General features: G+C 51.4%; 8 protein-coding genes. 5 read left to right on the top strand and 3 right to left on the bottom strand.

What is annotated here, in order from left to right; translation table 11 throughout:
* The first annotated feature begins 182 nt into the window (after window positions 1-182).
* The 5 genes from rpoB to U0026_RS21435 all read left to right on the top strand — a co-directional run bounded on the left by rpoB (window position 183) and on the right by U0026_RS21435 (window position 12,247).
* Window positions 183-4,211, top strand: coding sequence for a DNA-directed RNA polymerase subunit beta (gene rpoB / locus U0026_RS21455; RefSeq protein WP_062779294.1), 4,029 nt, complete (start codon window positions 183-185; stop codon window positions 4,209-4,211).
* A gap of 76 nt (window positions 4,212-4,287) precedes the next feature.
* Entirely contained in the window at window positions 4,288-8,511 is a 4,224-nt protein-coding gene (rpoC, locus tag U0026_RS21450) for a DNA-directed RNA polymerase subunit beta' (RefSeq protein ID WP_062779297.1), read from the top strand.
* 200 nt (window positions 8,512-8,711) lie between these two features.
* On the top strand, window positions 8,712-9,674 hold the full coding sequence (locus U0026_RS21445) for a sugar ABC transporter substrate-binding protein (protein WP_156484222.1): 963 nt from the start codon (window positions 8,712-8,714) through the stop codon (window positions 9,672-9,674).
* Window positions 9,675-9,750: 76 nt separating this feature from the next.
* Window positions 9,751-11,280 carry a sugar ABC transporter ATP-binding protein gene (locus U0026_RS21440; RefSeq protein WP_062779303.1) on the top strand — a complete coding sequence of 510 codons (1,530 nt, stop codon included), beginning with the start codon at window positions 9,751-9,753 and terminating at the stop codon, window positions 11,278-11,280.
* On the top strand, window positions 11,273-12,247 hold the full coding sequence (locus tag U0026_RS21435) for an ABC transporter permease (protein WP_062779306.1): 975 nt from the start codon (window positions 11,273-11,275) through the stop codon (window positions 12,245-12,247). The genes U0026_RS21440 and U0026_RS21435 overlap by 8 nt, the downstream gene beginning before the upstream one ends.
* A 63-nt stretch (window positions 12,248-12,310) precedes the next feature.
* Here the strand turns inward: U0026_RS21435 and U0026_RS21430 are convergent, their stop codons facing one another.
* The 3 genes from U0026_RS21430 to U0026_RS21420 all read right to left on the bottom strand — a co-directional run bounded on the left by U0026_RS21430 (window position 12,311) and on the right by U0026_RS21420 (window position 14,668).
* Window positions 12,311-12,628 carry a PTS lactose/cellobiose transporter subunit IIA gene (locus U0026_RS21430; protein ID WP_062779307.1) on the bottom strand — a complete coding sequence of 106 codons (318 nt, stop codon included), beginning with the start codon at window positions 12,626-12,628 and terminating at the stop codon, window positions 12,311-12,313.
* 7 nt (window positions 12,629-12,635) lie between these two features.
* Window positions 12,636-12,941, bottom strand: a complete 306-nt coding sequence (locus U0026_RS21425; protein WP_062779310.1) for a PTS sugar transporter subunit IIB — start codon at window positions 12,939-12,941, stop codon at window positions 12,636-12,638.
* A gap of 185 nt (window positions 12,942-13,126) precedes the next feature.
* Complete coding sequence (locus tag U0026_RS21420) at window positions 13,127-14,668, bottom strand: sensor domain-containing diguanylate cyclase (protein WP_062779313.1); 1,542 nt, start codon at window positions 14,666-14,668, stop codon at window positions 13,127-13,129.
* Window positions 14,669-14,943 lie beyond the last annotated feature (275 nt).

Below are 14,943 nucleotides of genomic sequence, written 5' to 3'. Positions count from 1 at the left end.
TATCGACGACTTAATATATTGCGACAGGGTGCTCGCTCTGTGTAAATCGTAATGAAATGGTTTAAGCGTGATAGCAACAAGTATTGCGGAAAGTGTTCCATTTTCCGGTCCACAAAATAGTGTTGCACAAACTGTCTGCCTATGGACAGATGCGTCGACTTGTCAGCGAGCTGAGGAACCCTATGGTTTACTCCTATACCGAGAAAAAACGTATTCGTAAGGATTTTGGTAAACGTCCGCAGGTTCTGGACATACCTTATCTCCTTTCTATCCAGCTTGACTCGTTCCAGAAGTTTATCGAGCAAGATCCTGAAGGTCAGTATGGTCTGGAAGCAGCTTTCCGTTCCGTATTCCCGATTAAAAGCTACAGCGGTTATTCGGAGCTGCAATACGTCAGCTACCGCTTGGGCGAACCGGTGTTTGACGTTCAGGAATGTCAGATTCGTGGCGTGACTTATTCTGCACCGCTGCGCGTAAAACTGCGTCTGGTGATCTACGAGCGTGAAGCGCCGGAAGGCACTGTAAAAGACATCAAAGAACAAGAAGTGTACATGGGCGAAATTCCGCTCATGACCGACAACGGTACCTTTGTTATCAATGGTACTGAGCGTGTTATCGTTTCTCAGCTGCACCGTAGCCCAGGCGTCTTCTTTGACTCCGATAAGGGTAAAACCCACTCTTCGGGTAAAGTGCTGTATAACGCGCGTATCATCCCTTACCGTGGTTCCTGGCTGGACTTCGAGTTCGATCCGAAAGACAACCTGTTTGTCCGTATCGACCGTCGTCGTAAACTGCCTGCGACCATCATTCTGCGTGCGCTGCAGTACACCACTGAACAGATCCTTGACCTGTTCTTTGACAAAGTTGTCTTCGAAATTCGTGACAACAAGCTGCAGATGGAACTTATTCCAGAGCGCCTGCGTGGTGAAACTGCGTCCTTCGATATCGAAGCGAATGGCAAAATCTACGTAGAGAAAGCACGTCGTATTACTGCGCGTCATATTCGCCAGCTGGAAAAAGACGATATCAAACATATCGAAGTTCCGGTTGAGTACATCGCGGGTAAAGTTGCGGCTAAAGACTACGTTGACGAATCCACCGGTGAGCTGATTTGTGCAGCGAACATGGAGCTGAGCCTGGATCTGCTGGCTAAGCTGAGCCAGTCTGGTCACAAGCGTATCGAAACGCTGTTCACCAACGATCTGGACCACGGTGCGTACATCTCTGAAACGATTCGCGTCGACCCAACTAACGATCGCCTGAGCGCGCTGGTAGAAATCTACCGCATGATGCGCCCTGGTGAGCCGCCGACTCGTGAAGCTGCTGAAAACCTGTTCGAGAACCTGTTCTTCTCCGAAGACCGCTATGATCTGTCTGCGGTAGGTCGTATGAAGTTCAACCGTTCTCTGCTGCGTGATGAGATCGAAGGTTCCGGTATCCTGAGCAAAGAAGACATCATCGAAGTGATGAAAAAGCTCATTGATATCCGTAACGGCAAAGGCGAAGTGGATGATATCGACCACCTCGGCAACCGTCGTATCCGTTCCGTAGGCGAAATGGCGGAAAACCAATTCCGCGTTGGCCTGGTACGTGTTGAGCGTGCGGTGAAAGAGCGTCTGTCTTTAGGCGATCTGGATACCCTGATGCCTCAGGATATGATCAACGCCAAGCCGATTTCTGCGGCAGTGAAAGAGTTCTTCGGTTCCAGCCAGCTGTCTCAGTTTATGGACCAGAACAACCCGTTGTCTGAGATCACGCACAAACGTCGTATCTCTGCCCTCGGCCCGGGCGGTTTGACCCGTGAACGTGCAGGCTTTGAAGTTCGAGACGTACACCCGACTCACTACGGTCGCGTATGTCCAATCGAAACGCCTGAAGGTCCAAACATCGGTCTGATCAACTCCCTGTCCGTGTACGCACAGACTAACGAATACGGCTTCCTCGAGACTCCGTACCGTAAAGTGACTGACGGTGTTGTTACCGACGAAATTCATTACCTGTCTGCTATCGAAGAAGGCAACTACGTTATCGCTCAGGCGAACTCCAACCTGGATGACGAAGGCCACTTTGAAGAAGACCTGGTAACGTGCCGTAGCAAAGGCGAATCCAGCTTGTTCAGCCGCGACCAGGTTGACTACATGGACGTATCCACCCAACAGGTGGTATCCGTCGGTGCGTCCCTGATCCCGTTCCTTGAACACGATGACGCCAACCGTGCATTGATGGGTGCGAACATGCAACGTCAGGCCGTTCCAACTCTGCGTGCTGATAAGCCGCTGGTTGGTACCGGTATGGAACGTGCTGTTGCCGTCGACTCCGGTGTTACTGCAGTGGCTAAGCGTGGCGGTACCGTACAGTACGTCGATGCATCCCGTATCGTTATCAAAGTTAACGAAGACGAGATGTATCCGGGCGAAGCGGGCATCGACATCTACAACCTGACCAAATACACCCGTTCTAACCAGAACACCTGTATTAACCAGATGCCATGTGTGTCTCTGGGTGAGCCAATCGAGCGCGGCGACGTGCTGGCAGATGGTCCATCTACCGACCTCGGTGAGCTGGCGCTCGGTCAGAACATGCGCGTGGCATTCATGCCATGGAACGGTTACAACTTCGAAGACTCCATCCTCGTATCCGAGCGTGTTGTTCAGGAAGACCGTTTCACCACCATCCACATTCAGGAACTGGCATGTGTGTCCCGTGACACCAAGCTGGGGCCAGAAGAGATCACCGCTGACATCCCGAACGTGGGTGAAGCTGCGCTCTCCAAACTGGATGAGTCCGGTATTGTTTACATTGGTGCAGAAGTCACCGGTGGCGACATTCTGGTAGGTAAGGTAACGCCGAAAGGTGAAACCCAGCTGACCCCAGAAGAGAAGCTACTGCGTGCCATCTTCGGCGAGAAAGCGTCTGACGTTAAAGACTCTTCTCTGCGCGTACCAAACAGTGTTTCCGGTACTGTTATCGACGTTCAGGTCTTTACTCGCGATGGCGTAGAAAAAGACAAACGTGCGCTGGAAATCGAAGAAATGCAGCTGAAGCAGGCCAAAAAAGACCTGTCTGAAGAACTGCAGATCCTCGAAGCTGGCCTGTTTAGCCGTATCTACGCGGTGCTGGTTGCCGGTGGTGTTGAAGCTGAGAAGCTCGACAAACTGCCTCGCGATCGCTGGCTGGAACTCGGTCTGAACGACGAAGAGAAACAGAATCAGCTGGAACAGCTGGCTGAACAGTACGACGAACTGAAGCACGAGTTTGAGAAAAAACTCGAAGCGAAACGCCGCAAAATCACCCAAGGCGACGATCTGGCACCGGGCGTGCTGAAGATTGTTAAGGTATACCTGGCCGTTAAACGCCGTATCCAGCCTGGTGACAAAATGGCAGGTCGTCACGGTAACAAGGGTGTTATCTCTAAGATCAACCCGATCGAAGATATGCCACACGATGCTAACGGTACGCCGGTAGATATCGTACTGAACCCGCTGGGCGTACCATCGCGTATGAACATCGGTCAGATCCTTGAAACTCACCTGGGTATGGCTGCGAAAGGTATCGGCGAGAAAATCAACGCCATGCTTAAGCAGCAAGAAGAAGTCGCCAAGCTGCGCGAATTCATCCAGCGTGCGTACGATCTGGGTACCGACGTTCGCCAGAAAGTTGACCTGAACACCTTCACCGATGATGAAGTTCTGCGTCTGGCTGAAAACCTGAAAAAAGGTATGCCGATCGCAACGCCAGTATTCGACGGTGCGAAAGAGTCTGAAATCAAGGAACTGTTACAGCTGGGTGGCCTGCCGACTTCCGGTCAGATCACTCTGTTCGATGGTCGTACCGGTGAGCAGTTCGAGCGCCAGGTTACCGTCGGCTACATGTACATGCTGAAACTGAACCACTTGGTTGATGACAAGATGCATGCGCGTTCTACCGGTTCTTACAGCCTGGTTACTCAGCAGCCGCTGGGTGGTAAGGCTCAGTTCGGTGGTCAGCGCTTCGGGGAGATGGAAGTGTGGGCGCTGGAAGCATATGGCGCGGCATACACCCTGCAGGAAATGCTCACCGTTAAGTCTGATGACGTGAATGGCCGTACTAAGATGTATAAAAACATCGTAGACGGTAACCATCAGATGGAACCGGGCATGCCGGAATCCTTCAACGTACTGTTGAAAGAGATCCGTTCGCTGGGTATCAACATCGAGCTGGAAGACGAGTAACTCTCGCTCAAACAGGTCACTGGTGCCGGGGTAAGACCCGGCGCCAGATTGTGCTAACTCCGACGGGAGCAAATCCGTGAAAGATTTATTAAAGTTTCTGAAAGCGCAGACTAAAACCGAAGAGTTTGATGCGATCAAAATTGCTCTGGCATCGCCAGACATGATCCGTTCATGGTCTTTCGGTGAAGTTAAAAAGCCGGAAACCATTAACTACCGTACGTTCAAGCCTGAGCGTGACGGCCTTTTCTGCGCCCGTATCTTTGGGCCAGTAAAAGATTACGAGTGCCTGTGCGGTAAGTACAAGCGCCTGAAACACCGTGGTGTGATCTGTGAGAAGTGCGGCGTTGAAGTGACCCAGACTAAAGTGCGTCGTGAACGCATGGGCCACATCGAGCTGGCATGTCCAACTGCGCACATCTGGTTCCTGAAATCGCTGCCGTCCCGTATCGGTCTGCTGCTCGATATGCCACTGCGTGATATCGAACGCGTACTGTACTTCGAATCATATGTTGTTATCGAAGGCGGTATGACCAACCTGGAACGTCAACAGATTCTGACTGAAGAGCAGTATCTGGACGCGCTGGAAGAGTTCGGTGACGAATTCGATGCGAAGATGGGTGCGGAAGCTATCCAGGCCCTGCTGAAAAGCATGGATCTGGAGCAAGAGTGTGAAACTCTGCGCGAAGAGCTGAACGAAACCAACTCCGAAACCAAGCGTAAAAAGCTGACCAAGCGTATCAAACTGCTGGAAGCGTTCGTACAGTCTGGCAACAAGCCAGAGTGGATGATCCTGACCGTTCTGCCGGTTCTGCCGCCAGATCTGCGTCCGCTGGTTCCGCTGGATGGTGGTCGTTTCGCAACATCAGATCTGAACGATCTGTATCGTCGCGTTATCAACCGTAACAACCGTCTGAAACGCCTGCTGGATCTGGCTGCGCCTGACATCATCGTACGTAACGAAAAACGTATGCTGCAGGAAGCGGTCGATGCCCTGCTGGATAACGGCCGTCGCGGTCGTGCGATCACCGGTTCTAACAAGCGTCCTCTGAAATCTTTGGCCGATATGATCAAAGGTAAGCAGGGTCGTTTCCGTCAGAACTTGCTCGGTAAGCGTGTTGACTACTCCGGTCGTTCTGTAATCACCGTAGGTCCATACCTGCGTCTGCATCAGTGCGGTCTGCCGAAGAAAATGGCACTGGAACTGTTCAAACCATTCATCTACGGCAAGCTGGAGCTGCGTGGCCTGGCCACCACCATCAAAGCCGCTAAGAAAATGGTTGAGCGTGAAGAAGCTGTCGTTTGGGATATCCTGGATGAAGTTATCCGCGAACACCCAGTGATGCTGAACCGTGCTCCAACACTGCACCGTCTGGGCATCCAGGCGTTTGAGCCAGTACTGATCGAAGGTAAAGCCATCCAGCTGCACCCGCTGGTCTGTGCGGCTTATAACGCCGACTTCGATGGTGACCAGATGGCAGTTCACGTACCGCTGACGCTGGAAGCCCAGTTGGAAGCGCGTGCGCTGATGATGTCTACCAACAACATCCTGTCACCTGCGAACGGCGAGCCAATCATCGTTCCTTCTCAGGACGTTGTATTGGGTCTGTACTACATGACCCGTGACTGTGTTAACGCCAAAGGCGAAGGCATGGTGCTGACTGGCCCTAAAGAAGCTGAGCGTATCTATCGCGCAGGTCTGGCCTCTCTGCATGCGCGCGTTAAAGTGCGTATCACCGAATACGAAAAAGATGAAAACGGCGAATTCGTCGCGACCACCAGCATTAAAGACACGACCGTTGGCCGTGCTATTTTGTGGATGATCGTACCGAAAGGTCTGCCTTTCTCCATCGTCAACCAGGCGCTGGGCAAGAAAGCTATCTCCAAAATGCTGAACACCTGTTACCGCATTCTGGGCCTGAAGCCGACCGTAATCTTCGCTGACCAGACCATGTACACCGGCTTTGCCTATGCAGCGCGCTCAGGCGCATCTGTTGGTATCGACGACATGGTTATCCCAGAGAAGAAATACGAAATCATCAGCGAAGCGGAAGCTGAAGTTGCTGAGATCCAGGAGCAGTTCCAATCTGGTCTGGTTACCGCTGGCGAACGTTATAACAAAGTTATCGATATCTGGGCTGCGGCGAACGATCGTGTATCCAAAGCGATGATGGACAACCTGCAAACCGAAACCGTTATTAACCGTGACGGCGTCGAAGAGCAGCAGGTTTCCTTCAACAGCATCTACATGATGGCCGACTCCGGTGCGCGTGGTTCTGCAGCACAGATTCGTCAGCTGGCCGGTATGCGTGGTCTGATGGCTAAGCCAGATGGTTCCATCATCGAAACGCCAATCACCGCGAACTTCCGTGAAGGTCTGAACGTACTCCAGTACTTCATCTCTACTCACGGTGCTCGTAAAGGTCTGGCGGATACCGCACTGAAAACAGCTAACTCCGGTTATCTGACACGTCGTCTGGTTGACGTTGCTCAGGATCTGGTTGTTACTGAAGATGACTGTGGCACGCTGGAAGGCATCACCATGACCCCGGTTATCGAGGGTGGTGATGTTAAAGAGCCACTGCGCGATCGCGTATTGGGTCGTGTGACTGCTGAAGACGTTCTGAAGCCGGGTACGGCGGATATTCTGGTTCCACGCAACACGCTGCTGCACGAACAGTGGTGTGACCTGCTGGAAGAGAACTCCGTTGACTCCGTCAAAGTGCGTTCCGTTGTATCCTGTGACACCGACTTTGGTGTATGTGCGCACTGCTACGGTCGTGACCTGGCGCGTGGTCACATCATCAACAAAGGTGAGGCTATCGGCGTTATCGCGGCACAGTCCATCGGTGAACCGGGTACACAGCTGACGATGCGTACGTTCCACATCGGTGGTGCGGCATCTCGTGCGGCTGCTGAATCTAGCATCCAGGTGAAAAACAAAGGTAGCATCAAGCTCAGCAACGCGAAGTCGGTTGTGAACTCCAGCGGTAAACTGGTGATCACTTCTCGTAACACCGAGCTGAAATTGATCGACGAATTCGGTCGTACCAAAGAAAGCTACAAAGTGCCTTACGGTTCCGTGATGGGCAAAGGTGATGGTGAGCAGGTTGCTGGCGGCGAGACCGTAGCAAACTGGGATCCGCACACCATGCCAGTTATCACTGAAGTCAGCGGCTTCTTGCGCTTCACTGACATGATCGACGGCCAGACCATTACTCGTCAGACCGACGAGCTGACCGGTCTGTCATCGCTGGTTGTTCTGGATTCTGCAGAGCGTACGGCGGGTGGTAAAGACCTGCGTCCAGCCCTGAAAATCGTTGATGCTAACGGTAACGATGTTCTGATCCCTGGCACCGATATGCCTGCGCAGTACTTCCTGCCGGGTAAAGCGATTGTTCAGTTGGAAGATGGCATCCAGATCAGTGCGGGTGATGCTCTTGCGCGTATTCCTCAGGAATCCAGCGGTACCAAGGATATCACCGGTGGTCTGCCACGCGTTGCGGATCTGTTCGAAGCACGTCGTCCGAAAGAGCCAGCTATCCTTGCGGAAATTACCGGTATCATTTCCTTCGGTAAAGAAACCAAAGGCAAACGTCGCCTGGTTATCACTCCGTTAGACGGTAGCGATCCATACGAAGAGATGATTCCAAAATGGCGTCAGCTCAACGTGTTCGAAGGCGAACGTGTAGAACGTGGTGACGTGGTTTCCGATGGTCCAGAAGCACCGCACGACATCCTGCGTCTTCGTGGCGTACACGCGGTAACGCGTTACATCACCAACGAAGTACAGGACGTTTACCGTCTGCAAGGCGTTAAGATTAACGATAAACACATTGAAGTTATCGTTCGTCAGATGCTGCGTAAAGCAACCATCGATACTGCTGGTAGCTCCGACTTCCTGGAAGGCGAACAGGTTGAATACTCTCGCGTTAAGATTGCTAACCGCGATCTGGAAGCGAATGGCAAAGTGGCTGCAACTTATGCACGCGACCTGCTGGGTATCACCAAAGCGTCTCTGGCAACCGAGTCGTTCATCTCTGCCGCATCGTTCCAGGAGACCACACGTGTCCTGACCGAAGCAGCCGTTGCGGGTAAACGTGACGAACTGCGTGGCCTGAAAGAGAACGTTATCGTGGGTCGTCTGATTCCAGCGGGTACCGGTTATGCGTATCACCAGGATCGTATGCGCCGTCGCGCTGCAGGCGAACAGCCAGCAGCACCGCAGGTAACTGCGGAAGATGCATCTGCAAGCCTGGCAGAACTGCTGAACGCAGGTCTGGGTGGTTCTGACAAAGACTAATCGTCTACGTTAGTACGATAAGTTAAAAGGCCAGTCTTTATGACTGGCCTTTTTTATTGTTTTTTCCCTTCCTCTCTTATTTCTGCGCGCCCAGCCACCATGCCGGGATATTGTGCAGTGCCTCACTCTGACCTCCATTTTGCTTGACTATACTGCATCGGGTATAGCGTCTTACCCTACCTCTGAAAATGGATAACATCATGAATAAAAAAGTTTTTTCTTATTTCCTTGGTGCGGCTTCAGCCATGACACTCTCTGCTGCAATCATCAGCCCTGCCTATTCTGCTGATGCGGCACCGCATAAACCTAAAATTGCATTGGTGATGAAATCACTGGCCAATGAGTTTTTCCTGACCATGGAAAATGGCGCAAAAGATTACCAAAAGCAAAATGCGGATAAGTTCGATCTGGTTTCAAACGGCATTAAAAATGAAACCGACACCTCTAGCCAGATCCAGATTGTTGAGCAGATGATTGTCGCCAAAGCCGATGCCATCATCATTGCACCGTCCGATTCAAAAGCGTTGGTACCGGTGGTGAAAAAGGCGGTTGATGCCGGGATCCTGGTGATTAACATCGACAATCAGTTCGATGCAGCGGTGTTAAAAGACAAAGGGTTGAACGTGCCGTTTGTTGGGCCGAATAACCGTAAAGGCGCAAAAGATATTGGCGATTACCTGGCTAAGCACCTGAAAGCGGGTGATGAGGTCGGTATTATCGAAGGTATTCCCACTTCCACTAACTCCCAACAGCGTACGCTGGGGTTCCAGGATGCGATGTCAGCCGGAGGAATGAAGGTCGTTTCCGTTCAGTCTGGTCAATGGGAAATGAATAACGCCAACACGATTGCTGCTGCCATGTTGAGTGAATACCCGAATATTAAAGCGCTGCTGGCGGATAACGACAATATGGCCCTCGGGGCCGTTTCGGCGATTCGCGCTGCGGGGAAACGCGGTCAGGTGCAGGTTGTCGGTTATGACAATATCGAAGCGATTAAACCTATGTTGCAGGACGGGCGTGTGCTGGCGACGGCGGATCAGTTTGCTTCTCAGCAGGCGGTATTCGGCATTAATACCGCGCTGGATGCGTTAAAGGCGGGAAAAAAACAGAGCGAACTTTCCGGTAGCGTTGAGACGCCGGTGAAACTGATTGTGAAGCAGTAAGGCGCATCTGACTCTTCGGGGGACGCGGGTTATCCCCCGGATTTTAAAGGGATTCGACAGAGCAGGTACGGGCAAAATGGCTGATTATCAAGAAATTCTGTCAATGTCCGGCATCGGTAAAACCTACAATGAACCGGTGCTGAGCCATATCAATCTGACCTTATATGCAGGAAAAGTGCTGGCGCTTACGGGGGAGAACGGCGCCGGCAAAAGTACGCTGTCTAAAATTATCGGCGGCCTGATTACCCCAACGACCGGAACAATGACCTACCTCGGGCAGCCTTATGCCCCGGCCAGCCGCAAAGAGGCGGAGAAGCTCGGTATCCGTATGGTGATGCAGGAGCTGAATCTGCTACCGACCTTAACGATTGCTGAGAACCTCTTTCTTGAGACATTACCCAACTGGGGCGGATGGATAAACCGTAAACGGCTGCGGGAGCAGGCGTTGCCTGTGATGTCGATGGTCGGTTTGCAGGCGCTTGACCCGGATATGCTGGTGGGAGAACTTGGCATCGGTCATCAGCAGATGATTGAAATTGCCCGCAACCTCATTGGCGACAGCCGAATTCTAATCCTTGATGAACCCACCGCCATGCTTACCAGCCGTGAAGTTGAACTGCTGTTTGAACAAATTCAGCTCTTTAAGCGACGTGGTGTCTCACTGGTCTATATCTCTCATCGCCTCGATGAGCTTGCGCAAATCGCGGATGATATTACGGTGCTACGTGATGGTAACGTCGTCTGCACGGATGATATTAAACGGTATAGCAGCGATCAGCTGGTTTCACTGATGGTGGGGCGCGATCTGGACAGCACTTTTGACGTCAGTGCACGACGTCAGGGTGACCCAATACTGAAGGTCGAGCATTTTACCCGCGGCGAAGCGCTACAGGATATCTCCTTGACCTTACATCGCGGCGAAGTTCTGGGTATCAGTGGGTTGGTGGGGGCGGGAAGAACCGAATTGATGCGGGCGATTTTTGGCGCAGACCGTATCGACAGCGGGCAGTTACTGGTGGGCTGTCCGCTGAAACCTGTCACCATTCGCTCGCCATCGGAGGCGATTGCTCACCGCATTGCATTGGTGACGGAAGATCGTAAAGGAGAGGGCTTGTTGCTGCCCCATTCGGTTGCGGCGAACACCTCACTGGGTAATAGCGAAAAGGTTAGCCGCCTGTCATGGCTCAACGGTCATCAGGAGCAGCAACTGGCGCAGAAGTATATCTCCCGGCTCGGGATCCGTACCGCCGGGGCCGAGTTCGCTGTGGATAGCCTATCCGGTGGTAACCAGCAAAAGGTGCTGATTAGCCGCTGGCTGGAGCGTAATTGCGACATCATCCTTTTTGATGAACCGACACGCGGTATTGATGTTGGTGCAAAGAGAGACATTTATCTGCTGCTTAATGAATTGACGCAGAGCGGCAAGGGGCTAATCGTTGTCTCCAGCGATCTCAGAGAACTGATGCTGATTTGTGACCGTATCGCGGTACTGTCTGCCGGCAAGTTAGTGAAGACCTTTACCCGTGATAGCTGGACGCAGGACGCGATTCTGGCCGCGGCTTTTTCTGGCTATCAACACGCCACAGGGAACTTACACGATGAGTAACACTTCACTACCCGTTAAAAGACACACTGCTTCATGGCGCATTCTGAGCAGTTATCTGGGATTAATTGGCGCGTTGCTGGCGATGATTATCCTGTTCTCATTCTTAAGCGATCACTTTTTAAGTCTGAATACCTTTAGCACTATCGCCAATCAAATCCCTGACCTGATGGTGATGTCGGTAGGAATGACGTTTGTATTGATTATTGCCGGTATTGATCTGTCGGTGGGCTCGGTTCTGGCGCTGTCAGCGGCGGTAGTGAGCGTCACCTATCTCAATCTGCACTGGTCGCCATGGCTGGCGGCGTTGTCAGGTATTGTGGCGGCAACATTTGTGGGCTCACTGACCGGGCTTATCTCGGTTATCTGGCGTATTCCAACGTTTATTGTCTCTTTGGGGATGCTGGAGATGGCCCGCGGTAGTGCGTATCAGCTGACGGATTCGCGTACTGCCTATATCGGTTCGAGCTTTGATTTTCTGGCCGACCCGATTGTTTTCGGCATTTCACCGTCATTTGTTATCGCCATCTTAGTGATTATTGCCGGACATCTGGTGCTGACGCGCACGATTTTTGGTCGTCATTTAATTGGAATTGGCACGAACGAAGAGGCGGTACGATTATCGGGTATTAATCCTGCGCCGTATAAAGTGATCGTCTTTGCACTCATGGGCGCATTGGCCGGGCTGGCTTCATTGTTTCAGGTGGCACGTCTGGAAGCGGCCGATCCCAACGGTGGTGTTGGAATGGAATTACAAGTCATTGCGGCGGTCGTCATTGGCGGTACCAGCTTGATGGGGGGCAGGGGTTCGGTTATCTGTACGTTTCTGGGGGCGCTGATCATTTCAGTTTTGGCGGCTGGGCTGGCGCAAATTGGCGCAAGTGAACCAACAAAACGTGTGATTACGGGGGCAGTCATTGTGGTTGCCGTGGTATTGGACACTTACCGTAGCCACCGTCAAAAACGATAGCTGTCAGGCGCGAAAGTTAAAGGCACCCGATTGGGTGCCTTGTGCATTCTTATGGCAGCGTGATTAGCTGACCAGAGGAATACGACGATACAGTTCAATCATGTCGGTCGCCAGATCCTGAATCACCATCGCATTCATCAGGTGGTCCTGAGAGTGAACGGTAATCAGGTTAACCGGTAATTTGCCAGTACCTTCATCAAGGCCGATGAGCTGGGTCTGGATACCATGAGCCTGTTTCACAAACTCACGAGATTCTTCCATCGCTTTTCCTGCACCTTCAAAGTCACCTTTGCGAGCAAGCTGCAACGCGGTTAATGCTGAGCTACGTGCGGCACCCGCATTCACCAGCAGTTCCATGATGATTGATTCTAAATCTTCCACGTCTTCCTCACTCCATTAACTTAAGGGCTTTCTCAAGCACGACATCGCCTTTCATCATGCCGTAGTCCATCATGTCGATGACGGCGACTTTTTTGCCCATAGGATCAGCCAGAGCCTGTAACTTAGCTTGCTCATACTTAACCTGCGGCCCGAGCAGGACGATATCTGCATCGTTGATATTTGCTTTAAATTCGGCCACCGGTACGGCTTTAATTGAGACCTCGATGCCTTTTTTCTGAGCGGCGTCCTTCATGCGTTGAACCAGCATACTGGTGGACATTCCTGCAGCGCAGCATAAAACGATATTCTTCATAAATGCTCCCTCATGACCCGTGATAACTCATGTTTATCGCGAGCTGAAACGATCAACAACCGCTTTACAGCGATTGTGTGTAAGGCATCACAAAGATCGATTCAAAAAACTGAAACCGGTTACATTTTTAGTGCATGACACACATAAAAACCGTATTGCGGGTTTTATGTGTGTGGAGGTATGACTTAGGTGTGCGAGGTGCGCAAGATACGATTTTTTCCCTGACGTTTGGCTTTATAGAGTGCCTCATCAACGCTGGAAACCAGATGTTCCAGTGTTTCCATATGCCATTCGCCAAGCCCGGCGCTGAAAGTAACGCTGAGTCCCTCTTCACGCCATGTCCGACTGGCGACGTTCATCCGCCATTCTTCAAGTAAGGTTTGCGCCTCTTCAACCACCTCCGCGGTGAAGATAATCGCAAACTCTTCGCCACCATAGCGATACAGCGAAAGCCCGTGCGCTTGTAGGATGGCGATACCTTCGCGGGCCACATTGCGTAGCACGATGTCGCCACTGAGATGGCCCCAGGTATCGTTAATTGATTTAAAGTTATCGATATCGACCAGCGCCAGAGCAAAGGGTTGATGATTGTTCATTAACTCAGTGATATCAGTGTCGAATGCCCAACGGTTTTTGCATCCGGTGAGCGAGTCCACCGTCGCCTGCCTGACATAAGCACGCTCACGCTCTTTATTCACCTCAATCGCTTTGTGCAGCATCACTTCAAGCCCCGGTGCATTCTGGGTGTCACCGGTTTTAATCGCGTTGATGATGTTCATCAGAATGGCTCGAGAAGCCTGGCGCAGGTACAAACCGAAGGTGATGATGATAATTCCTGCCAGTGCAAATCCCCAACTGGCGATAATGCTTTCATGTTGAGCGAGTTGGCTCAGCGTTTTACCTGAAACTTTATAAATAACAAACCAGTCGGGATTGGTGAATGAATAGTAGTAGTACCAGGTGCGGCTTGATTTATCGAAAATCTCTCCGTCGCCCGCGGTCATATTAGTGAGTAATTTGTCTGAGAGCACCGTCTGAAAGAGCTTGCCGCTATCGGGATGGAGTAAAGCCTGGCCCTTGCGATTCACCACAAAAAATTCACCCTGGACGGGTGGTTTCATCTGGCGCAGCGTATGGCTCATCGCGGTTAAGTCGAAGTGAAATGCCAGCGTACCTTTTAGCTTACCTTCGGCAGAGATAACCGGTTTTGCCAGCGTGACGGTTTGCTGGTGGGTGTAGAAGTCGATGTAAGGCTGGGTATAACGACTGAAGATCCCGGCATCGCCTTGATGAACAAACCATGGGCGGCTGGTGGCGTCAAATACCGGGGCATTGGCGCGTTCAATAACCTGTGGCGCACGAAGATAATGGCCCTCGCTATCAGCAATAGAGAGCGATGATACCGTTGGCATCATCGACAGCAACTGCATCATCGATTGCAGCCCTTTATCCGGATCCTTGTTCACCACATTATCAAGTTCATCATTGCGCGATAAATAGGTCACCGCACGGCCCAAAATATAATCATTTTCGTGCAGGATGGACTCGGTGTAGTTGACCGCGAGATTATGGGCAAAATTGCGATTAATACCATGATAGGCATTGATAATGTCATTTCGCTGAATAACGGTGACGAGTGCTGCGATGAGTACAAAACAGAAGATAATGCCCGCAAAGCTAATAAAAATAGGGGTCGTAAACGACAGACTTTTGTTTTGAGGCTTCATACGGGTTTCCAGTCCTGGGAAAAATTGCAGAAAGTCGGAGAGAGTCAGGGCTGCAATTTGTGCATCGCTTTTCTTGAAAAATTATAGTCCACCGGAAAAGCCATGAATATTTTATATACAGTTAAATTATACTTTATCGGAAACAATATGAGTATTTAATCTGCATCTTTAGATTAAATCACTCGAAAAGTCCTATTGATATAAATCTTTCATCCATTGAAATTGGGCAGGGCAACAGAGGAAGAAACGCTGCCCTGGTCAGCGCGATTAGCCGA

The organism is Kluyvera intermedia, assembly GCF_034424175.1.
Classification (GTDB): Bacteria; Pseudomonadota; Gammaproteobacteria; order Enterobacterales; family Enterobacteriaceae; genus Kluyvera; species Kluyvera intermedia.
The sequence above is the reverse complement of the archived record's forward strand: the minus strand, read 5'-3'. Positions and strand labels throughout refer to the sequence as shown.